The organism is uncultured Sutterella sp. (genome assembly GCF_937923675.1).
Taxonomy (GTDB): domain Bacteria; phylum Pseudomonadota; class Gammaproteobacteria; order Burkholderiales; family Burkholderiaceae_F; genus Sutterella.
In genome coordinates, this window is the sequence record NZ_CALDXB010000095.1 from 22,597 (window position 1) to 43,569 (window position 20,973).

The 20,973-nt window shown below is 62.4% G+C and carries 18 protein-coding genes; 15 read left to right on the forward strand and 3 right to left on the reverse strand.

What is annotated here, in order from left to right; all coding sequences use genetic code 11:
- The first annotated feature begins 135 nt into the window (after nt 1–135).
- Nucleotides 136–1,605, forward strand: a complete 1,470-nt coding sequence (gene rlmD, locus Q0106_RS11110) for a 23S rRNA (uracil(1939)-C(5))-methyltransferase RlmD (RefSeq protein ID WP_297612918.1) — start codon at nt 136–138, stop codon at nt 1,603–1,605.
- Nucleotides 1,606–1,734: 129 nt separating this feature from the next.
- On the opposite strand, the gene Q0106_RS11115 is transcribed toward rlmD, so the two are convergent.
- Entirely contained in the window at nt 1,735–2,325 is a 591-nt protein-coding gene (locus tag Q0106_RS11115; RefSeq protein ID WP_297612920.1) for a hypothetical protein, read from the reverse strand.
- A 265-nt stretch (nt 2,326–2,590) separates the two neighbouring features.
- On the opposite strand from Q0106_RS11115, the gene tyrA reads away from it, so the two are divergent.
- From tyrA to Q0106_RS11175, 12 genes are all read left to right on the forward strand, one after another.
- On the forward strand, nt 2,591–3,679 hold the full coding sequence (gene tyrA / locus Q0106_RS11120) for a bifunctional chorismate mutase/prephenate dehydrogenase (protein WP_297612923.1): 1,089 nt from the start codon (nt 2,591–2,593) through the stop codon (nt 3,677–3,679).
- Nucleotides 3,680–3,865: 186 nt separating this feature from the next.
- Nucleotides 3,866–4,291, forward strand: a complete 426-nt coding sequence (ndk, locus tag Q0106_RS11125; RefSeq protein ID WP_139687956.1) for a nucleoside-diphosphate kinase — start codon at nt 3,866–3,868, stop codon at nt 4,289–4,291.
- Entirely contained in the window at nt 4,291–5,490 is a 1,200-nt protein-coding gene (gene rlmN, locus Q0106_RS11130; protein WP_297612927.1) for a 23S rRNA (adenine(2503)-C(2))-methyltransferase RlmN, read from the forward strand. Before ndk ends, rlmN begins: the two co-directional genes overlap by 1 nt.
- Nucleotides 5,491–5,522: 32 nt before the next feature.
- Complete coding sequence (locus Q0106_RS11135) at nt 5,523–6,599, forward strand: helix-turn-helix domain-containing protein (protein ID WP_297612930.1); 1,077 nt, start codon at nt 5,523–5,525, stop codon at nt 6,597–6,599.
- A 17-nt stretch (nt 6,600–6,616) separates the two neighbouring features.
- The gene (ispG, locus tag Q0106_RS11140) at nt 6,617–7,867 is read left to right on the forward strand and encodes a flavodoxin-dependent (E)-4-hydroxy-3-methylbut-2-enyl-diphosphate synthase (protein WP_297612933.1); all 1,251 of its coding nucleotides are present in this window, start codon (nt 6,617–6,619) and stop codon (nt 7,865–7,867) included.
- Between the two features lie 155 nt (nt 7,868–8,022).
- The gene (gene hisS, locus Q0106_RS11145) at nt 8,023–9,309 is read left to right on the forward strand and encodes a histidine--tRNA ligase (RefSeq protein WP_297612936.1); all 1,287 of its coding nucleotides are present in this window, start codon (nt 8,023–8,025) and stop codon (nt 9,307–9,309) included.
- A 99-nt stretch (nt 9,310–9,408) separates the two neighbouring features.
- The gene (locus Q0106_RS11150; RefSeq protein ID WP_297612941.1) at nt 9,409–10,047 is read left to right on the forward strand and encodes a tetratricopeptide repeat protein; all 639 of its coding nucleotides are present in this window, start codon (nt 9,409–9,411) and stop codon (nt 10,045–10,047) included.
- 207 nt (nt 10,048–10,254) lie between these two features.
- Nucleotides 10,255–11,397: an outer membrane protein assembly factor BamB gene (gene bamB, locus Q0106_RS11155; RefSeq protein WP_297612944.1), complete on the forward strand. Its 1,143-nt coding sequence runs from the start codon at nt 10,255–10,257 to the stop codon at nt 11,395–11,397.
- Nucleotides 11,398–11,513: 116 nt separating this feature from the next.
- Nucleotides 11,514–12,860 (forward strand): ribosome biogenesis GTPase Der, encoded by a 1,347-nt coding sequence (gene der / locus Q0106_RS11160; RefSeq protein ID WP_297612946.1) that lies wholly within the window; start codon nt 11,514–11,516, stop codon nt 12,858–12,860.
- Nucleotides 12,861–13,629: 769 nt separating this feature from the next.
- Entirely contained in the window at nt 13,630–13,890 is a 261-nt protein-coding gene (gene hfq / locus Q0106_RS11165; RefSeq protein WP_297612949.1) for an RNA chaperone Hfq, read from the forward strand.
- A 34-nt stretch (nt 13,891–13,924) separates the two neighbouring features.
- Nucleotides 13,925–15,133, forward strand: a complete 1,209-nt coding sequence (hflX, locus tag Q0106_RS11170) for a GTPase HflX (RefSeq protein ID WP_152158084.1) — start codon at nt 13,925–13,927, stop codon at nt 15,131–15,133.
- 152 nt (nt 15,134–15,285) lie between these two features.
- On the forward strand, nt 15,286–15,738 hold the full coding sequence (locus Q0106_RS11175; RefSeq protein ID WP_297612952.1) for a hypothetical protein: 453 nt from the start codon (nt 15,286–15,288) through the stop codon (nt 15,736–15,738).
- A gap of 57 nt (nt 15,739–15,795) precedes the next feature.
- On the opposite strand, the gene Q0106_RS11180 is transcribed toward Q0106_RS11175, so the two are convergent.
- Nucleotides 15,796–16,962, reverse strand: coding sequence for an MFS transporter (locus tag Q0106_RS11180; protein ID WP_297612955.1), 1,167 nt, complete (start codon nt 16,960–16,962; stop codon nt 15,796–15,798).
- A gap of 65 nt (nt 16,963–17,027) precedes the next feature.
- On the opposite strand from Q0106_RS11180, the gene Q0106_RS11185 reads away from it, so the two are divergent.
- Nucleotides 17,028–17,813 (forward strand): helix-turn-helix transcriptional regulator, encoded by a 786-nt coding sequence (locus Q0106_RS11185; protein WP_297612959.1) that lies wholly within the window; start codon nt 17,028–17,030, stop codon nt 17,811–17,813.
- Nucleotides 17,814–17,911: 98 nt separating this feature from the next.
- On the opposite strand, the gene Q0106_RS11190 is transcribed toward Q0106_RS11185, so the two are convergent.
- The gene (locus tag Q0106_RS11190) at nt 17,912–19,024 is read right to left on the reverse strand and encodes a M20 family metallopeptidase (protein ID WP_297612962.1); all 1,113 of its coding nucleotides are present in this window, start codon (nt 19,022–19,024) and stop codon (nt 17,912–17,914) included.
- A 339-nt stretch (nt 19,025–19,363) separates the two neighbouring features.
- Here Q0106_RS11190 and hflK point away from each other — a divergent pair, with 339 nt between their 5' ends.
- Nucleotides 19,364–20,959 carry an FtsH protease activity modulator HflK gene (gene hflK, locus Q0106_RS11195; RefSeq protein WP_297612965.1) on the forward strand — a complete coding sequence of 532 codons (1,596 nt, stop codon included), beginning with the start codon at nt 19,364–19,366 and terminating at the stop codon, nt 20,957–20,959.
- Nucleotides 20,960–20,973 lie beyond the last annotated feature (14 nt).

Genomic DNA, 20,973 nt, shown 5'->3' on the forward strand with positions numbered 1-20,973 from the left:
TTGCGCTAAATTTCCGCCCGATCCCGCTCGGGCGCAGGCGCCCCATCAATGAGGCCTTCAGGCTCTCTTGCCGGGCGCTTTTCTTTTCCCGATCCCCCGAATTTCCAGATACCAGATAATCCAGAAGAGACCAAAATGGGCCGCAGATCTAAACCGAAGGAGCGCACTCCCGAATACTTCACCGTCGACGTCGAGCGCCTTGACCAGGAAGGGCGCGGCATTGCGCACGTGGACGGTAAGGTGGTCTTCATCCAGGGGGCGCTTCCCGGAGAACGCGTTACCTACGAGCGGCTGCGCTCGAAGACGAGCTTCGACATCGGCCGCGTGACGGAAATCCATAAGGAAAGCGTGCTGCGCGTGACGCCCCGGTGCCCCAATTTCGGCATCGGCCCGGGTTCCTGCGGCGGCTGCACGATGCAGCACATCGAGCCCTCGGCCCAGGTGGCCTTCAAGGAGCGGATCCTCCTCGACACCCTCTGGCGCATCGGCAAGGTGAAGCCCGAGGAAGTGCTCATGCCGATTTACGGGCCCTACTGGGGCTACCGCCATCGCGCGCGCCTCACGGTGAGAAACGTCCTCAAGAAGGGCGGCGTTCTCGTGGGCTTTCACGAGAAGAGCTCCTCCTACGTGGCCGACATGCACGAGTGCCCGGTGCTCACCCCCAATGTCTCGGCGCTTCTCGACCCCCTTCGCGTGCTGATTGAGGGTCTCGACATGCGAGACCGCATGCCGCAGGTCGAGGTTGCTGTGGGCGGCGACGGGAGGACGGCGCTCGTCTTCCGCACGCTCGACCCGGTGACCCCTGAGGATCACGAGAAGCTTCTCGCCTTCGGGCGCGAAAAGAATCTTGATATCTGGCTTCAGCCCAAGGGCCCGGAAACGGCGCATGCGGCGCTCCCTGAGAACGAGACGAAGCTCGGGCTCGAGCTCTCCGAATTCAATGTCCGCATCACCTTCAAGCCCACGGACTTTACGCAGGTGAACCATGCCTTGAATGAAACCATGGTGTCGCGCGCCGTGAGGCTCCTCGAGCTCACGCCCGACATGAAGGTGGCGGACTTCTTCTGCGGCCTCGGAAACTTCACGCTTCCGATCGCGAGGCGCGCGAAGCGCGTGATCGGCATCGAAGGCTCTGAGGGGCTCGTCGCCCGGGCGCGCCAGGGCGCGGCCGACAACGGGCTCGCCGCCAAGACGGTCTTCCGCGCGCGAAATCTCTTCACCTGGTGCGAAGCCGACTGGGAGGAACTTCAGAAGACCCTGGGCGGCATCGACCGCGTTCTCATCGACCCGCCGCGCGAGGGCGCTCTTGCGCTCGCCCGGGTGCTTGCCAAGACCGAGAAGCGCCCCGGGCGCGTGGTCTACGTGTCCTGCAATCCTGCAACGCTCGCGCGCGACTGCGCGGTGCTTCACCACGAGGGCGGCTGGAAGATCCGGGCCGCGGGCATCATGAACATGTTCCCGCACACGGGCCACGTCGAATCGATCGCAGTGCTGGAACCCGGCGAGCGGCCGGTTGAAAAGTCCGATGAGGCGGAAGCCATTGAACGCCGCATTGCGGCCGAGGGCGACGACAACGTGAAGATGCACCTTTCGGACGAGAATTGATGCATGCCTCTCCTTGACGGCGGATCGCCGTCAAAAGAGGAATAAAGAAAAGGCCGGCAGATCCGCTTCGGAGGGATGCCGGCCTTCTCTTTTGAGGGCGCCTCGTGAGGAGCGCCCGTTCAATAATGGTCAGGACTTCTTCTTCGAAGCGCGTTCGTAGGAGAGCGGTTCCGCCTTGCAGGTGTTCGAGAGCTTCGTGAAGAGGGAATAGGCGGCGCCGATTTCTTCCGAGAGCCTGCGGGTGTGTTCGAGCGAGGTTTCGGCAGGGCTCTTTCCCGAGAGCGCCGAAAGGAATGCGCGGGCAAAGGCATCCTTTGAGGCTTCGGGCGAGGCGCCCAAGCGCATGAAGCGCTGCCTCAGGAGCGTGTAGTCGCGCACTTCTGCGTCGGAGAGCGCCTCGAGGAGGGGCGACTTCAGGATGGCATCCGTATAGGCCTGCATCTGGGAGGAAACTTTTCGGGAGAGCTTCTCTTCGGCAGCGAGCTCCGGGATCGCCGTAAGCGCCGCCCAGAGACCCACGCCCTGAAGGAGCGCCGCCCAGCGGGCGCGAAAGCGCGTTTTCTCCGCGCGCCCGAAGAAGGGAATCGGATTCCAGGGGACGCCCGCCGCACGGGCAATGTCGCTCGAAAAAAGCGTTACGGACTGATCGCGCACGCAGCCGCCTATGGCAGTGCCCAGGTTGTCGGCAAAGACCTTGTCTACGGTGAGTTTGTCGCCCATCTGATTTTCTTCCTCTTTTGGTTTGCTTTTCTTTTTTGTTTTTTGGGGCGCTTCGACGGCATTCTCGCGGCTGCCATAACGCCCTAATTCGGTGCGCAAGTGTAGCCGAGGCGGGGAAAATCAAATATCAGACACTTGTCTTATGCGGTTTTTCGATTTCGAGATTAACCTTGCAAGAATTTTGAAGATTCCGGCAGAGTCTTTGCTCTTCCGGGAAGAAACCGGCCCGGAAGCACCGAGGCCAGGCACCCCGACGAGGACATTGATGGAGCATTCTGAAGACATCCGCCGCAGGCTCGAGAAAACGGACGAGGCGCTCGCGCGCCTTCTTGCCGAACGCCTGGAGCTTGCCCAGGAACTCGGGCGCGAGGCGGCCGAGGAAGCGCGGCAGTCTCACGGCGCGGCCGATGATGCCGGCCTCCCTCCGGGTCTTTTTGAGGAGATTCTCGGGAGGCTTGCAAGGGAAGCGGCAAAGCGCGGGAAGGCAGAGAACTTTCCCTCTTCGGTGCCGCAGCCGAAGCCCGTCGTCATCGTGGGCGGCTCGGGCGGCATGGGCCGGCAGCTCAAAAGCCATTTCGAGCGTTCGGGCTGGCCCGTGCGGATTCTCGAGCGCGGCGACTGGGACCGCGCGGACGAGATTCTCTCCGGCGCTGGCACCGTGATCGTTTCCGTGCCGATCGACGTGACGGTGCCCGTGATCCGGCAGCTCGCCGGGCGGATTCCTGCGGATGCGCTCCTTTGCGACGTCACCTCCGTCAAGACCGAGCCCGTTCACGCAATGCTCGCCGCTCACTCCGGTCCCGTTGCGGGTCTTCACCCGATGTTCGGTCCCGATGTTGCGGGCTTCACGGGCCAGGTCTTTGTGTTTGCGCCCGGGCGGGACAACGAGGCGGCCGAACCCCTTCTCGAGCAGATCCGCATCTGGGGCGCGCGCGTGGTTGAGGTCTCGGCCGAAGAACACGACCGCGCGATGTCGATCATTCAGGCGCTGAGGCACTTCACGACCTATGCCTACGGGACCTTTCTCGCAAAGATTCATCCCGACATCCGGCAGATTCTCGAACTCTCCTCGCCCATCTACCGGCTCGAGCTCGAGATGGTCGGGCGCCTTTTCGCGCAGGATCCGCATCTCTACGCCGACATCATTCTCGCGAGCCCGAGAAATGCGGAATTGATTCGCCAGTACGTGGAAAACCTCTGGCCGGAACTCCTCGTCATTGCCGGACGCGACCGGGAGGAATTCATCCGCCGCTTCATGGCGGCGCGCGCCTATTTCGGCGACTATGCTGGGCAGTTCATGAGGGAGAGCGGCCGGATGCTTAATTTGATTCAGGCCGAACGCGCGCGGAAATAGATCTTCGCAATTGATATTGCGGGGACGAAAAAGTATCGGCAAAACCACGTGATAGAATCGCATGCCTGATGAAATGGGCCCTCTCCCGCCTGAGGACGGAAGGGCTTCGGCTCTTTTTGCGCCTTCGCGGAAAGTTAGCGCCCGTCATCTTCCCCCAACACCAATTTCCTACCAGAAGAGAAAAAAATGGCTATTGAGCGCACTCTCTCCATCATCAAGCCGGACGCCGTTGCTAAGAACGTGATCGGCAAGATCTATTCCCGCTTTGAAACGAACGGCCTCAAGATCGTCGCCGCCCAGATGCGCCAGCTCTCCCAGGCTGAAGCCGAAGGCTTCTACGCCGTTCACCGCGAACGTCCCTTCTTCAAGGATCTCGTCTCCTTCATGACCTCCGGCCCCGTCATGATCCAGGTCCTCGAAGGCGAAGGCGCCATCCTCAAGAACCGTGAGCTCATGGGCGCCACGGACCCGAAGAAGGCCGCCCCCGGCACCATCCGCGCCGACTTCGCTGAAAGCATCGACGCCAACGCTGTTCACGGCTCCGACGCTCCGGAAACGGCCGCCGTCGAAATCGCCTACTTCTTCCCGACGCTCGCGATTCACAGCCGCTGATGTCTGACGAGACGCCCGTTAAGCACCCTTCGGGCGACATCCGCGAGGAGTCGCCGAAGGTCAATCTGCTTGATTTCGACGCGGACGGTCTCAAGGCATGGTGCGCGGAAATCGGCGAAAAGCCTTTCCGCGCACGCCAGCTCACCCGCTGGATTCATCGCCACCTCGCAGACAACTTCGAGGACATGACCGATCTCGCGAAGACTTTCCGCGCGAAGCTCATTCGCATGGCGGAGGTCCGCTCGCCCCAGCCGATTCATGAAAAGAAGTCGGCCGACGGCACGCGCAAGTGGCTTTTCGACGTCGGCAGCGGCAACGCTGTCGAGTCTGTCTTTATTCCCGAGGATGACCGCGGGACGCTCTGCATTTCCTCGCAGGCCGGATGCGCCATGGGGTGCCTCTTCTGCTCGACCGGAAAACAGGGCTTCAACCGCAACCTCACCACATCGGAAATCGTGGGTCAGCTCTGGTGGGCTGAGCGCGAGCTGCGCCGCGACCGCGGCATCACCGATCCCAACGACCGCGTGATCAGCAATGTGGTGCTCATGGGCATGGGCGAACCCCTGCAGAACCTTGAGAACGTCATCCGCGCGCTGAAAATATTCCTTGACGACGACGGCTACGGGCTTTCGCGCCGCCGCGTCACCGTGTCCACCTCGGGGCTTGTGCGCCAGATGGACAAGCTCGCCGAAGCCGCCCCGGTGGCGCTTGCGGTGAGTCTGCATGCCGCGACGGATGAACTTCGCGACAAGCTGATGCCCGTCAACAGAAAGCACCCGCTCGCCGATCTGATGGCCGCCTGCCGGCGGTACCTGAAGGTGGCGCCGCGCGACTTCATCACGTTCGAATACGTGATGCTGGGCGGCATCAACGACAGCCTCCGCGAGGCCGACGAGCTCGTGAAGCTCGTGCGCCGCGAGGAAGTGCCCTGCAAATTCAATCTGATCCCCTTCAATCCCTTCCCGCAGTCCGACCTTGAGAAGCCCGACCGCGAACGCGTGCTTGCGTTCTGCCGGCGCCTCAATGAGGCGGGCTACGTGACGACGATCCGCAAGACGCGCGGCGACGACATCGACGCGGCCTGCGGGCAGCTCGCGGGCGAGGTGCGCGACCGCACGCGCCGCGCCGAGCGCCTCATCCAGCAGAAGGCGGAAGCGGCGGTCATTCTTCAGAAGTCCGGCGCAAAGCGCGGGAACTGAAGCCAACTTTTCAACCGGTGGGAGGCTCACCCATGGCAGACGAACTCAATTCGAACACGAAGGGCGGCGTCAATGCTGCTTCCAAAGCGGTGGAGCCCACCTTTGCTCCGGCGGATGAACCCCGCGAGGATCGGGCGCCCGAAGCTTCGGGAGAAGCGCACGTAGCCGCTCCCCAGGGGTTCGGCGCCATGCTCCGCGCGGCGCGTGAAGCGCAGGGAATTTCCCTGGGCGACATGGCCGTGAGAAGCCGCCTCTCGGTCGCGCAGGTCCGCGCGCTCGAAGAGGAGGACGTTGCGGCGCTCCCCGAGCCCGTCTACGTCCGCGCCTTCATCCGCGGGTGCGCGCACTCCCTCGGCCTTGATCCGCAGGCGCTCGCCGAAGACTACATGAACCGCTACGGCAGGCGCGGAGGCGCGGCCGAACACGGTCAGATCCCGCTTACCGACCCTTCGCGGGAAGAGGTGATCAACTCGACCCCGCGTCACCGCGGCCTCAAGGTGGCGCTTCTCGCGCTCCTCGTTGCCGTCGTCTCCGCCGGCATCTGGGCGGTCTATACCGATCAGTTTGCGGGCGTTCATTCGGGGAGCGAAGCGCAGAAGGTTGAGACGGGCGCAACCGAAGGGGAAGCGCAGAATGGGGCCGCGAGCGCTCAAGCAGAGCCCGCGGCCGCGAATGCGGCCGGCGAAAAGGCCGCCGACCCTCAGGCTCCGGCCGCTCCCCAGACGAATGCGGCGCCGGCCAATGCCGCTGCCGCGCAGCCGGAGACTCCGGCTGCCGCCCCTCAGGCCCAGAATCAGGCTCAGTCACAGACTCAGCCGCAGGCTAATGCCGCGGCTCCTCAGGCTTCCCAGACCGCTCCCGCGGGCGTTCCCATCCGGGTCGTGCGCTTTGAGGTGACGAGTCCCTGCTGGGTGCAGGTGATTGCACCCAACGGCAGAAACGTCATTGCGCGCGAAATGCAGCCCGGCTCCCCCGTGACGGCGGATATTCCGCAGGGGTCGCGGATCACGGTCGGCAACGCCGGAGCGCTCTCGCTCACGATCGACGGCAAGCCCTACGACATCCGTCAGGAAACGAGAAACGGCATCAGCCGCATCACGCTCGAGTAAAGATTTAGAGATTCAGCATGCCGGTTATTGAGACGACGGCGCTTCGCCGCCACTACACCACCCCGGTTGAAGTCGTCTGGAAGGACGCCCGGGTGGTCATCGGCGGAGGGCGGCCCGTCGTCGTCCAGTCGATGACGAATACCGCCACGGCGGACGTTGAAGCGACCTATGCGCAGGCTTCGGAACTCGCTTCGGCCGGCTCCGAACTCGTTCGCCTCACGGTGAATACGCCGGAAGCCGCGCGTGCGGTGCCGGAAATCCGCGCGCGGCTTGACGCCGCCGGGATCTTTGTGCCCCTCGTCGGCGACTTCCACTACAACGGCCACAAGCTCCTCACGGAAATTCCGGAGTGCGCGGCCGCGCTCTCGAAGTACCGCATCAACCCGGGAAACGTCGGGAAAGGCTCGCGCCAGGAAGAAAACTTCGCCCTCATGATTGAGGCGGCGAAGAAGTGGGGCGCGGCGGTGCGGATCGGCGTGAACGGCGGGTCCTTGGACCAGGCGCTCCTCGGGCGCCTGATGGACGAGAACGTGAAGTCGGGCGGGCTTCTGACCCCTCAGGCGGTGCTGAGAAAAGCGCTTGTGGAAAGCGCCATTCAGTCGGCGGCTGCCGCGGAAGCGCTCGGGCTCCCTGCAAACCGCATCGTTCTTTCCTGCAAGGTATCCGAAGTCCAGGAACTCATTGCGCTCTACCGCGACCTCGCGAAGCGCTCTTCCTGGGCGCTCCACCTTGGGCTCACCGAAGCCGGCATCGGAAGCAAGGGCATCGTCGCCTCCACGGCGGCTTTGGCCGTTCTCCTTGAAGAAGGCATCGGCGACACGATCCGCGTTTCCCTCACGCCCGCGCCGGGTTCCTCGAGAACGGAAGAAGTGATCGTCGCGCAGGAGATTCTCCAGTCGATGGATCTTCGCTCCTTCACGCCCATGGTGACGAGCTGCCCGGGGTGCGGGCGGACCTCGTCCGATCTTTTCCAGAAGTTGGCCGAAGAGACGCAGGCGTACCTGAGGCGCAGGGCGCCTGAATGGCGTCGTCTCTGCCCGGGCTCTGAATCGATGAAGGTCGCCGTCATGGGCTGCGTGGTGAACGGCCCCGGCGAAAGCCGTCAGGCCGACATCGGCGTGAGCCTCCCGGGGTCCGGCGAAAGCCCGGTGGCTCCGGTCTACATCCGGGGCGAAAAGGCCGGAGTTCTGAAGGGCGAGGACATCGCCCGGCAGTTTCAGGATATCATTGAAAAATTCGTCTTCGAGACCTGGGGAACCCGCAAATAACGGCGGTTCCGGCGGTCTCTCTCCGGAAGGAAGAGGACGAAAAACCGAATTCATTATCGGGAAGCGCTTTCGAATCCCAGTGAGGCCTGATGAAGAGGCATCCCTCTTCGGGCCCTTCGCAGGCGCTTCCAGCACGTTGAGAAACCTCAGGCGAAATGGCTAAGGAAAAATTCACCGGCGTCAAGGGCATGAACGACATGCTCCCGCAGGACGCCGCCATCTGGCAGTTTGTGCAGAAGACCTGCGTGGGCGTCCTCGAAGAGTACGGCTATCAGGAAATCCGCACGCCGATCCTTGAAAACACCCGCGTCTTCACGCGCGGCGTGGGCGAAGTGACCGACATCGTCGAGAAGGAAATGTATTCCTTCACCGATTCGATGAACGGCGACCAGCTCACGCTTCGTCCGGAGTGCACCTCCGCGGTCGTGCGCGCCGTGAACGAACACAACCTCCTTTACGGCACCACGCAGCGCCTCTGGTACTGCGGCCCGATGTTCCGCCACGAGCGTCCCCAGCGCGGCCGCTACCGCCAGTTCCATCAGCTCGGCGCCGAAGCGCTCGGCATGGCCGGTCCCGACATCGATGCCGAAATGATCGTCATGCTCGCGCGCATGTGGAAGGCGCTCGGCATCGGTCCCGTGAAGCTCGAGCTCAATACGTTGGGCGCTCAGAACGAGCGTCAGGCGCACCGCGAGGCCCTGATCGCCTACTTTGAAGCCCACAAGGACGAGCTCGATGAAGATGCGGAACGCCGCCTCTACACGAATCCGCTCCGCATTCTCGACACGAAGAATCCGGAGATGCAGGATCTCGTCAACGCCGCTCCGAAGCTTCTCGACTTCCTCGGCGACGAAAGCCGCGCCTTCCTCTCGCGTCTTGAGGAGCTCATTTCCGCTGCCGGCATCGAGTACACGATTAATCCGCGCCTCGTTCGCGGCCTCGACTACTACAACCACACGGTCTTCGAGTGGATTACGGACCGTCTCGGCGCCCAGGGCACGATCTGCGGCGGCGGTCGCTACGACCCGCTCGTTGAAATGCTGGGCGGCCGTCCCGCGCCGGGCGTTGGCTTCGCCATGGGCATGGAGCGCGTGATCGAACTCATGCGCGAGGTCGGGAACGTCCCCGAACGCACCCAGACGGACGTCTACGTTCTGCACCACGGCGGCGACTCGCAGATTGCCGCGATGCGCCTTGCTGAAGAGATGCGCGACCTCGGCGTGCGCGTCATCACGCATCCGGGCGAAGCGAGCATCAAGAGCCAGATGAAGAAGGCCGACGCTTCCGGAGCGAAGCTTGCCGTCTTCGCCACGGCCGATGAGCTCGCTCAGGGCATGGTGGGCGTGAAGGCCTTGCGCGCCGGCGCGAACGCCTATGCCGAGCAGGCGCTTGAACCTGTGACGGAAGCGGCCGCCCGCGTTGCTGCGGCGCTCAAGGCCTGATTCCATTTTGCAATTGCGGGAAGAAGCGCGCATCACGCATCAGCCATGCGCCTTCTTTTCGGAAACGAAACTTCAACAAGAGATAAGAGAGTTTGAGCCATGGCTTACGACTTGGAAGAGCAGGAGAGCATTGACCAAATGAAGGCGTGGTGGGACCGGTGGGGCACCCCGGTTACCGCCGCCGTCTGCGTGGTCTGCCTCGGATTTGCCGGCTGGAACGGCTGGAACTGGTGGCAGAGAAACGAAGCCGCCAAGGCTGCCGGCATGTACGCGCAGCTCCAGCATGCGGTCCAGACGAATGACCAGAAGAACGTGAGCTCGCTCTCGACGGGTCTCGTCACGGAGTACGGCTCCACGATCTATGCGCCGCTCGCCGCCCTTTCGGCCGCCAACGTCGCGCTCGAGTCGGGGAACTTCGCCGAGGCGAAGACGAAGCTCGAGTGGGTGATCGAGAAGTCGGGCCGCCCCGAATACGATGCGCTCGCACGCATTCGTCTCGCGGGCGTTCTCTTTGATGAAGGAAAGCTCGACGATGCCCTGAAGACTCTTGAGGCAGCGAAGCCCGATTCGACCCAGCTCGGTCTCTACCATGACCGCGAGGGCGACATCTGGGCGGCGAAGGGAGACCTGAAGAAGGCCCGCGAAGCGTGGACGAAGGCTGCTCAGGCGACCGACCACCAGAATGCGCTCGCGCGCGTCATTGAGCTCAAGCTCGCCAACCTCCCGCAGGAAGGCTGACCGGCCTCGAGCACTTGGCCGCAGGGGCCGAAAGGAGAGGAGGCAGACTGACCGCTTGGCCGGCCATTCGCCTCCTTTCTTTATTTCCGGTGCTTTGCGGGAGCGCTTTAAGAGGGCGTTTTCTTTTAGAATTCCGGCACGAAGCTCACCCGAAGGGACGAAGGTCTTCCGAGGGGCGGCTCAGGAAAAATTTTTTCAGATTCACAAATGGCCATCCAGAAATTGCTTCCCATCGCGGCGGCTCTTGCCCTCGCGCTTCCGCTTGCCGGCTGCGGCATCTTCTCGTCGTCGGATCCGCATGAGCCGCATGACTATCCCGACTTCTCGGAAAAGATGGAAGCCCGGGTCGTGTGGCGCACGAACGTGGGCGATGCGGTTGCCGAGAACCTTGCTCCGGCCGTCACCGATACGGCGGTCTACGCTGCAGGCGAAAGCCGCGTCGTGCGTCTTGACCGTCAGACGGGCAATGAAGTCTGGCGTGCGGAAACGGACGGCGAGGTCACGGCCGGCGTCGGCACCGACGGGAGCCACGTCGCCGTCGGCACCAACAAGGGCAAGGTGCAGGTTTTCGATGCCGAAGGGAAGCTCGTCTGGGAGGCGAAGCTCTCGTCCGACATCGAGGTGCCGCCTCTTGTCGGCGCGGGCCGCGTGATCGTGAAGACGTCGGACACCCGCATCACGGGGTTCGACCTCATTACGGGCCAGCGACTCTGGCACTACCAGGGCCAGGCGCCCGCCCTCACGCTGAGGGGCTTCTCGCAGATGGCCTGGTCGCCCGCGGGCGTTTTGATCGGCCAGGCGAACGGCCGCCTTCTCGCGCTCAACCCCAATGACGGCCGCGTGGTCTTTGACGCCGTGATCGGTCAGGCGAAGGGCATTACCGAAGTCGAGCGTCTCATTGACGTCGTGGGCCGCCCCTGGGTGGATCAGGAACTCATGTGCGCCGCTGCCTTCCAGGGGAACGTCGTCTGCATGCATACGCAGAACGGCCGCCTCGTCTGGAATGCGCCGGTGAGCGCCGTCACGGGCCCTGTGGCTGACGGGCGCCTCGTCTACGAAGTGGACGACGCGGGAAGGCTTCACGCCTACAACCGCCAGAACGGGCGCGAGGCGTGGGTGAACGACCGCTTCCTCTACCGCGGCGCATCGGCTCCCATCCGCGTGGGCGCGGCGCTTGCCTTCGGCGACTATGAGGGCAACATCACGTTCCTCGATCCGGCAACGGGCGAGCCGGTCGGCCGCACGCGTCTCTCGGGCGCCGTGACGACCCCTGCCGCGCAGTACGGCTACGGCGCCGTCTTCCAGACGGTTGAGGGCGATGTGGCCTACGTTGTTGAGGGCGGCGAATAAGACTCCCTTCCGAAGGCGGCGCAATTCCGGAGCCGCCTTCAACCAGAAGCGCCGCGCTGGGTCGATAGCGTCCCGGGCGCGGCCTTTTTAATTTTTTTGAACCCCATTTTTTTCTCATGCTTCCAGTCATCGCTCTCGTGGGCCGACCTAATGTCGGCAAGTCGACCTTCTTCAATCGGCTCACCCGCAGCCGAGACGCCATCGTGGCGGATTTCCCCGGTCTCACCCGCGACCGTCAGTATGGTCAGGGACGCGTGGGCTCGAGACCCTACATCGTGATCGATACGGGCGGCTTCGAGCCCGTTCGCAGCGAAGGCATCGTTCAGGCGATGGCCGGCCAGGCGGAGCTCGCGATTGAAGAGGCCGACTGCGTGCTCTTCCTCTGCGACGCGCGCGCGGGACTCACGCCCCAGGACCAGCGGATTGCGCAGCATTTGCGCCGCGCCGACCGTCCGGTCTTCCTCCTCGTCAACAAGGCTGAAGGGCTTTCGGACACCGCCAAGGCGGAGTTCTACGAGCTCGGTCTCGGCGAACCCTATCTTGTTTCGGGCGCGCACGGCCAGGGCGTGCGGGACGTGATTGAGCTCGCGCTTGAAAAGTGCCCGCCCGAGGAGCCTGAGGAGGCGCCTGATCCCGACGCTCCGAAGCGCCTCAAGGTGACGCTCGCAGGCCGACCCAATGCCGGGAAGTCCACCCTCATCAATTCCCTCATCGGCGAAGAGCGCGTCATTGCCTACGACATGCCCGGCACCACGCGCGACGCGATCAAGGTGGACTTTGAATACGGCGGCCGCCCCTACGAACTCGTCGATACGGCGGGCCTCAGAAAGAAGGGCCGCGTCTTCGAGGCGGTTGAAAAGTTTTCCGTCGTGAAGACCCTCCAGGCGATTGAGGACTCGAACGTCGTCATTCTCGTTCTCGATGCCAAGGAAGGCGTGAGCGAAGGCGACGCCCACATTGCGGGCTACGTCCTCGACTCGGGCCGCGCCCTTGTTGTTGCCATCAACAAGTGGGATCTGCTCGACAGCTACGAGCGCGAACGCTTCAATCTTGAGCTCGAGCACAAGCTCCACTTCCTGCGCTGGGCGCGCATGATCCGCATCTCCGCCCTGAAGCGAAACGGCCTCAACCATCTCATGAAGGCCGTGGACGAGGCGCATGAAGCCGCTTACCGCAAGCTCTCGACGCCGAAGCTCACGCGCGCGCTCCTCGAGGCCGTTCAGCGCCAGCAGCCTCCGCGCGCCCGCGGCGGCCGTCCGAAGCCCCGCTACGCGCATCAGGGCGGCTCGAACCCGCCCGTCATCGTGATTCACGGCAACGCCCTCGAGGACATCGGCGAAAGCTACCGCCGCTATCTCGAAGGCTATTTCCGCGAAGCCTTCAATCTGGCGGGCACGCCGCTCCGGATTGAATTCCGCACGAAGGACAATCCTTACGTGAAGGACATCGCGAAGAAGAAGTGATTCTTCTGGCTCATGATCGTTGTTGAATGATGCTGCAGGCAGTCCGGGTTCGGGCTGCCTGCAGCGTTTTTGAGCTGTGCGGAGTGCTTGTTGGCTGGGAAGGCTTGCAATGGGCTGCCTGGTACGCAAAAGCTGCCTTTGCGGCGATTTTCGTTATGTTCCGCTGCCTAGACAGAGCGCCAAACGTCGAGGTAAAAACCAGCCAAACGACGTGATGAAATGCGTCCAAACGACGTGATAAAAATCGGCCAAATCACGTGACGCGTATTTAATTTATTGATTTACAAGAATATATTGCAATATCTTCCTGAACGAGGCGCTGAAGCGGAAACTGCGTTTAATTGTCGTTTTTGAAGTGCCAATTGGGTGTTGGCATCCTTCAAATTGCTTCTTTATTGTGAGACGGAATCTAAACCACTGAAGTGCGCAATCCGGCAAAGGTTGCTTGCAAATTGCAACCGAGTCACTCGATTTCAATCAGGATGAACCCTCAGGCAGTGTTAAGATGCACGCTGTCACTCTGCTTCCATGCGGTCGCGGCTGCTTCTAAAAAGGAACGACATCAGCGGCTTCTCGCAGACAAAAGGAGCGGAGAGATGCGGCGACCCTGAGGCGGCTCTCCTCAGACGAACCCCGAACATGAGCGGTCGCACCCGCCCAAAAGCGGTTCACCTATAGCTGGTCGCCGGACAAATTTGAAAAATAACAAAAAGCCAATACTTATAAGGCCTGCACTGTGCGAGCTGCAGTGTCGGAGAAAAACTACATCATGGCCAACAACAAGGTTCAGCTTCTGCAGGATCCCTTCCTTAATCTCCTGCGCAAGGAACATATTCCGGTTTCGATCTATCTCGTGAACGGCATAAAGCTTCAGGGACAGATTGAGTCCTTCGACCAGTACGTTGTCATTCTGCGCAACACGCTCACGCAGATGGTCTACAAGCACGCGATCAGCACCGTTGTGCCTTCCCGCGCCGTCGCCATGAGCCCCGCGCAGCAGGCTGCCCAGCCGGCTTCGACGGAGAACTGATCTGACAAACTTTCAGCTTGACGATACGCGCGAGGTGAAGATCTCGCGCGCTTTCCTCGTTGTTGTTTCGGTCGGCCGGGCCTTTTATCAGGATTCGGCCGAGGAACTGCGGCTTCTCACGACGTCTGACGGCCTGACGCCCGTCGGCCTCATGCAGGCGAAGCGCGACAAGCCCGATCCCGCGACCTTCCTCGGTTCCGGCAAGATCGAGGAGTTGGGAGAACTTGCCCGCGAAGCCGGGGCCGACATCGTCGTCTTCGACATTGCGCTTTCTGCCGCGCAGGAACGCAATATCGAACGCGTGCTCAATCTCCCCGTGCTTGACCGCACCGAACTCATTCTCGACATCTTCCGCCAGCGCGCGAAGAGCCGCGAAGGGCGGCTGCAGGTCGAGCTTGCCCGGCTCGAGCACCTTTCAACGCGCCTTGTCCGCGGGTGGACCCACCTTGAGCGCCAGAGAGGCGGCTTAGGCAAAACGGGCGGCCCGGGCGAAAAGCAGATCGAACTCGACCGCCGCATGATCGGCGTTCGGATGAAGCAGCTTCGCGATCAGCTGAAGCGCCTTGCGCGCCAGCGCGGCACCCAGCGCCGCGCCCGCTCGAGAGGCGATTCGATCACGGTGTCGCTTGCGGGCTATACCAATGCCGGGAAGTCGACGCTCTTCAATAAGCTGACGCGCGCAGAGTCCTACGCCGCCGACCAGCTTTTCGCCACGCTTGATACGACGGCGAGAAAGTTCTGGCTGAACGACGAGGAAACGGTTGTCGCCACCGATACGGTGGGCTTCATCCGTGGGCTTCCGCACCAGCTGATTGAAGCCTTCAAGTCGACGCTCGACGAAACCGTTCATGCCGATCTTCTGCTTCACGTGGTGGATGCTTCGTCTCCGGTGCGTGAAGAACAGATCGCGGAAGTGAATTCCGTGCTTCACGACATCAAGGCCGACGACGTGCCGACCATTCTTGTCTACAACAAGATCGACATGACGGGGCATGCGCCTGAAATCGTCCGCGACAATGAAGGCCGCCCCAAGGCCGTCTTCGTTTCCGCGCTGACGGGGGCAGGGCTGGATGAACTCCGCGAAGCGGTGTCGGAATTCGCGCACAAGTGGCGCGATGATCACCCGAACCTTCCCCGCGAGCCCGAGGACTGGGAGCGCGAGATGGCGAACGACCGAGACGATCCGAGGCTTAAGCGCAAGAGCGCAGCCGAGGAGCTCGCGGAGCTTGAAAGCCTGCTCTGAGTTCGTGAAAGCGACCGTCCAATAAACAGAAAGACCGTTCGGAAGAGAAGTGTTCGAACGGTCTTTTTGCATCCTGAGCGTTCGAAGCAATCTCCGTATCATGAGGTGAAAGGCTTTGAGCTTCGGCGAATCCCGAAATGTTCCGATGGAGAATGGATATGAACGAAAAGGTGTTTCTCGGTGCTGCGGCGCTTCTGCTTCTCTCAGGCTGCACGACCCAGTCGGTCGTTCCGGTGCCGCACGATGTCGCCGCATGCGAAGTCTGCGTGACGCCCGACGCCTCGGACCGCAAGGTCGCCTATAACGCCACTCTCAGCGCACTCCGGCAGAAGGGCTTTACGGTTCGGGAGGTACCCTCCGGCGCTACGGGCGACTGCAAGGCGGTGCTCACCTGCCAGACAGTCTCCCGCTGGGATATGGCGAATTTCACCGCCACGATTGCCTATGAGTGGTTTGAGAACGGAAAGCTCCTCGGGAGCGCTAAGTATCACGCGGCGAACGGCCTCAACTTTTCCAAATACATCAATACAGAAGAGAAGGTAAACGAACTCCTCAACCGGATGCTCCCCGGTACGCCGGCGCTCCCGACGCGCTACGCCGAATAACGGAAGGCGGCCGCAAATCGCTCTAATTTGCAGACCGCCTGAGGAAAAACAATCGCCTCAGCACGCTTTCTTAGGAAGCAGGAGCGCCGTGAGACCGAGAAGCGGGAGATAGGAGGCGAGCGTAAAGACTTCTCTGATGCCCGCGATGTCGGCGAGCCACCCAAAGAAGGCGGCGGCAATGCCGCCGAGCCCGAAGGAGAGGCCGAAGAAGACGCCCGAGACGACGCCGGTTCTGCCGGGAGCGGCTTCAAGCGCGCAGACCAGGATGGCCGAGAAGGCCGATGAAATGATGAGCGCCGCGAGGATCACGAGAAGAATGAGGAGCGGGAGCGATGCATAGGGGATCAAAAGCGCAAAAGGCGCCGTCCCGACAATCGAAAAGAGCATCACGCTGCGGCGCCCGAAGCGGTCCGTGATCGGGCCGCCCAGAAGCGTCCCGGCCGCGCCGGCGGCAAGAAAGGAAAAGAGCACGTACTGGGCTGAAGCGGCGTCGAGGTTGAACTTCTCCATCACGAAGAAGGTGAGGAAATTGCTGAGGCTCGAAATGTAGACCTGCTTCGAAAACATCAGAACGAAGAGGATGAAGAAGACGAAGGCCTTCTCGCGGTCGGTAAGGGCGAGTCCGGTTGGAACCGTTCTCTTCTTCGCTTCGGCCTTCCGTTTGCTCCATCGCGCCGCCCGGATGAGAAGGAGCGCCGCAAGGGCGGCGGCAGGCGCAAACCATCCGATGCTTTCCTGGCCGTATGGAATGATGATGAGCGCCGCGGCAATGGGGCCGAGCGCGGCGCCGCCGTTCCCGCCGACCTGAAAGATCGCCTGGGCGAGACCTCTCCTGCCGCCCGAGGCTTCCTGCGCAATTCGTGCGGACTCGGGATGGAAGACGGCGGAGCCGCAGCCGATGAGCGCGACGGAAAAGAGAATCAGAGAGAGCGTTCCCGAATAAGCGAGAAAGAGGAGCCCGATGAGGGAGAGCATCATGCCGAAAGGGAGCGCCATCGGCATCGGCCGCTTGTCGGTTGAAAAGCCGATCACGGGCTGCAGGAGCGAAGCCGTCAATTGAATGACGAGCGTGATGAGGCCTACTTCTGCGAAGGTGAGGTTGTTTTCTTCCTTAAGAAGCGGCAGCGCAGCCGGAATGATCGACTGCAGCATGTCGTTGAGAAAGTGCGAGGCGCTCACAAGAAGCAGAACGCTTCCGGCCATTCCCGATGAGTTCTCCCGCATGACGTCTTCTCCTCTTTCCTTAGGTTTGAGCGGTATTGAGGAAGGGAAGTTTAGAATTTGATTGTATGGATGAAAGAACAATCGATATGGATGAAGTTCCTGAGCTCTCAGCGGGCTGGCGGGAGTTTGCCCGCGACTTTGTGCCGGGAATGAATCGGCCTGAGCATTGTCACCGGGAGGCGCAGCTGCTCTATGCGCAAAAGGGCGTCATGCTCGTGAGGACTCCCGATTCCGTGCGGCTCATTGCGCCCTTTCAGGCGCTCTGGATTCCGGCGGGCGTCAGGCACTCGATTTCGTTTCTTGCCGACACGGAAATGCGGAGCCTCTATTTTTCGGACGATGCATTACGGCGTTTGAAGCACCTCAACGACCGCGTGCGCGTTCTGGCGGCGACGCCGCTGATCCGGGAACTCTTCAGCGCGCTTTTTTCGAAGGATGTTCCACCGGCCACGGCGCTTCTGATGACGAATCTGATGCTGAGGCTCGTAAGCGACGCCGAGGAACTCGGCGCTGCGCTCCCGATGGCGGATGACGATGTTTTCGGGGCCCTTCAGAGCGAAATCCTCTCCCGGCGTCTCTGGAACCTCTCGATGGAGGAAGCGTCGGCGCGCCTTTCGCTCTCGCCCAAAACCTTCAGCCGGAGATTCAATAAAGCACTCGGCATGACGTGGCGCGACTGGATGGCGCGCGCGAGGCTCTGCGCGTCGCTCGATCTTCTTCTTTCCGGACGAACGCTCAAGGATGCCGCTTTCGGCGCCGGCTATGCGGACCAGGCAACCTTCACGGCCGCTTTTCGAAAGCTTTTCGGCACGACGCCGGGAGCCGTGCAGAAGAGCGCCCGGAGGGCGTGAGGATGCTTCGCAGAGTGACCCGGGCAAACAAAAAGGACGCTTTTCCCACGAGCAGAAGAAGCGTCCTTTCCGGATTCTCGGTTCTATGACCGGTTCAATCAGCAGAGCTTGAAGAAGTTGACGAGCATGCGGATGCGCTCTTCAACCGTATCGAGCCTCAGGTATTCGCGGTCGGTGTGGAAGCCCGCACCGGCAGGGCCGCAGCCGTCGACGACGGGGATCCCCGCCTTCGCGATGCGGTTGCCGTCGGAGCCGCCGCCCGCGTCGACCCAGGTCGCTTCGAACCCGGCTTCGCGGGCCGCGGCGTTGATTTTTTCAACCAGCGCGCGGGTGGCGTCCGAGAGCGGCATCGCCGGGCCGCAGCTTGCGGAAAGCTCCTGCGTCACGCCTTCGACCCAGGTGCGGGAGGCGAGCTCGCGAATCTTCTTATCGAGCGCGTCGCCGTCGGCGTCGAACCAGTAGCGGGTGTCGAGGCGGACGAGGGCTTCCTCCGGAATGACGTTGGGAGCGGTGCCGCCCTGAATGACGCCGGGGTTCACGGTCGTGCCGATCTTCTTGTCGGCAAGCTCGTAGGCAGCGAGCGCTAAGCGCATGGCGGCGACGTTAGCATTGGCGCCCGCTTCAGGGTTGTTGCCCGCGTGCGCGGCGCGCCCGTGGAAGCGCACGGTGTAGTCGCTCACGCCCTTGCGGGAGCGGACGAGTTCGCCGTTGGCGCGTGCGGCTTCAACGATTAGGGCGCACTTCGACTTGGCGCCGATCGAGGCGAGCCACTTGTGGGACGCGCCCGAACCGATTTCTTCGTCGGGGTTGAAGGCGCAGCAGATTGAAAGACGCTCGAGATCCTCGGGGCGGGCAAGCTTGCAGGCCCAGTAGGCGGCGAGGACGCCTCCCTTGCAGTCCGAGCACCCCGGACCGTGCGCGTGGTCGCCGTCGATCGAGAGAGGGCGCCTGGCGGCCGTGCCGTCCGGGAAGACGGTGTCGAGGTGGCCGTTCAAAAGAACGTCGATATGGTCGGCATCAGGCTTATTCCTCGCGATGAGGCCGTGACCCACTTCGGGGCCGAGGTCGACGAGCTCGGTCGTGAAGCCGATGGAGTCGAAGTAGCCCTTCATGATTTCGGCGGCGCGGGTAACGCCCGCCGGATTGTGCGAGCCGCAGTCGAGGTTGACGAGCGGAGCAAGATCCTTCAGATAATCGTCAAGGAGTGCCATTTCTGCTTTCTCTCTTCGTGATTGACGGAATGGTGAATATTTGCCCGGTGCGGCGCTTCCTCAGGGATAGAGGAAAAGAGCCGCATGCGCGGAACGCATCTTAGGACGAAGCGGCCGGGAAAGTGCCGGGCGGTAAGGAGACAAAAGCTCATTTTGGCCGAAAGGAGACGTTTGGAAAAGGATTTCCGCTTCCTTCGTCATGCGGGCGGCGGAAAACTGAAGAATTTATGAAATCTAACGGTTTTCTCCAAGTGATAGCCATCGCAAGCCGCTAGAATCGAAAGTTCATTGTCTGACCACAGATGGCGGCCGAGATGCCGCCCGATCGGAGCAACATACATGTCGCTGAATGACCCCCGGTGGGGCCGCGGTTCCGACGAACCGCAGGATAAGCAGGATGGCCGTCAGAACGGCCAGGAAAAGGATGAACGCCAGGACGGCGGGCGCGACGACCGCGCTCCCGCCAACGATGACCGCCGCGCCGACGGACGCGATGCCCGCGGACAGAACGATCGCGACCGCAACCCCGACGGCGCCCGCCGCGAGGAGGATCTCGATCGTCTCTGGGGAGAGTTTTCGGACCTCATCAATTCCATCATGAATCCGGGCGGGCAGAAGCGCGACAGGAAGGATCCGAGAAGTCAGCTGAAGAGCCGCGACGACTTTTCCCGCGATGACGAGGACGAGAATGCGTCCGGCCGCTACCAGCGCAGCGACTCTACCCGCGCCAATCCGGCGGCCGAGATGCGCGAAGCGCCCCGCAGCGACGGAAACGGCGGCGGAAGAGGCGAGGGACCGCAGGGCTTCATGAGCCGCGTTCCGCGTCCGCCCCGTCAGCTCGCCTTCAATACCGGCAATTTCGGTCTCGGCATTCTGGCGCTCTGCGTCGTTGTCGGCTGGGCCGCGAGCGGCTTCTACATTGTTCCGGAAGGCCAGACGGGCGTCGTCACGACCTTCGGCCGGTACGCCAAGTCGACGGGTCCGGGCTTCAACTGGCACATGCCCGCGCCCATTCAGGACGTCGAGCTCGTCGACGTGAGCAGCGTGCGCACGACCCAGATCGGCATGCGCGGCTCGAGCGACCGCCTGCGTGAGGCGCTCATGCTCACCGATGACGAAAACATCGTCGACGTGCAGTTTAATGTCCAGTACCGCATCAAATCGGGCGACGGCGCGAAGGAATTCCTCTTCAATTCCCGCTCGCCCGACATGTCGGTGACGCAGGCCGCTGAATCCGCCATGCGCGAGGTTGTCGGCAGAAAGACCATGGACAGCGTCCTCTTCGAGTCGAAGGCGGAAATTGCCGAGGCCGTGAGGAAGTCCATGCAGACGATGCTCGACCGCTACGGCACCGGCATCGAGGTGATGAGCGTCGCCATTCAGAACGCACAGCCGCCCGAACAGGTTCAGGCCGCCTTCAACGACGCCGTCAAGGCCGGTCAGGACCGCGAGCGCGCGATCAACCTGGGCGAAGCCTACATGAACGCCGTTCTCCCGAAGGCGCAGGGCACCGCCGCGCGCCTCAAGGAAGAGGCCGAGGGCTACAAGGCCCGAGTGACCGAAATGGCTCGGGGCGACGCGGACCGCTTCTCCTCGGTCTTCAATGAATACAAGAAGGCCCCGGAAGTGACCCGCGACCGCATCTATGTCGACACGATGCGCGAGATCTACGGGAACGTGTCGAAGATCTACGTCGACCAGAAGAGCGGCTCGAACCTCCTCTACCTCCCGCTCGACAAGATTGTTGAGGCGACGAAGAAGGATGCGAGAAGCGCTGCCGACAAGGCGGCCGACGCCGCGACCCTCGCCACGATGGGCGCTTCCGGGACTGCCTCAGGCAGCTCTCAGCCCGCCGCCCGCAGCTCGGGCTACGCCGGGGCTTCCTATCAGACTGAAGACGATCCGCGCGCCATGATCCGCGCCCGCACCCGTTAAGACCTATTCGCCCA

Bases quoted from the DNA above. Each gene is read 5' to 3' on its own strand.
- rlmD (WP_297612918.1), top strand. From the start codon at position 136: ATGGGCCGCAGATCTAAACCGAAGGAGCGCACTCCCGAATACTTCACC.
- Q0106_RS11115 (WP_297612920.1), bottom strand. From the start codon at position 2,325: ATGGGCGACAAACTCACCGTAGACAAGGTCTTTGCCGACAACCTGGGC.
- tyrA (WP_297612923.1), top strand. From the start codon at position 2,591: ATGGAGCATTCTGAAGACATCCGCCGCAGGCTCGAGAAAACGGACGAG.
- ndk (WP_139687956.1), top strand. From the start codon at position 3,866: ATGGCTATTGAGCGCACTCTCTCCATCATCAAGCCGGACGCCGTTGCT.
- rlmN (WP_297612927.1), top strand. From the start codon at position 4,291: ATGTCTGACGAGACGCCCGTTAAGCACCCTTCGGGCGACATCCGCGAG.
- Q0106_RS11135 (WP_297612930.1), top strand. From the start codon at position 5,523: ATGGCAGACGAACTCAATTCGAACACGAAGGGCGGCGTCAATGCTGCT.
- ispG (WP_297612933.1), top strand. From the start codon at position 6,617: ATGCCGGTTATTGAGACGACGGCGCTTCGCCGCCACTACACCACCCCG.
- hisS (WP_297612936.1), top strand. From the start codon at position 8,023: ATGGCTAAGGAAAAATTCACCGGCGTCAAGGGCATGAACGACATGCTC.
- Q0106_RS11150 (WP_297612941.1), top strand. From the start codon at position 9,409: ATGGCTTACGACTTGGAAGAGCAGGAGAGCATTGACCAAATGAAGGCG.
- bamB (WP_297612944.1), top strand. From the start codon at position 10,255: ATGGCCATCCAGAAATTGCTTCCCATCGCGGCGGCTCTTGCCCTCGCG.
- der (WP_297612946.1), top strand. From the start codon at position 11,514: ATGCTTCCAGTCATCGCTCTCGTGGGCCGACCTAATGTCGGCAAGTCG.
- hfq (WP_297612949.1), top strand. From the start codon at position 13,630: ATGGCCAACAACAAGGTTCAGCTTCTGCAGGATCCCTTCCTTAATCTC.
- Q0106_RS11175 (WP_297612952.1), top strand. From the start codon at position 15,286: ATGGATATGAACGAAAAGGTGTTTCTCGGTGCTGCGGCGCTTCTGCTT.
- Q0106_RS11180 (WP_297612955.1), bottom strand. From the start codon at position 16,962: ATGCGGGAGAACTCATCGGGAATGGCCGGAAGCGTTCTGCTTCTTGTG.
- Q0106_RS11185 (WP_297612959.1), top strand. From the start codon at position 17,028: ATGGATGAAAGAACAATCGATATGGATGAAGTTCCTGAGCTCTCAGCG.
- Q0106_RS11190 (WP_297612962.1), bottom strand. From the start codon at position 19,024: ATGGCACTCCTTGACGATTATCTGAAGGATCTTGCTCCGCTCGTCAAC.
- hflK (WP_297612965.1), top strand. From the start codon at position 19,364: ATGTCGCTGAATGACCCCCGGTGGGGCCGCGGTTCCGACGAACCGCAG.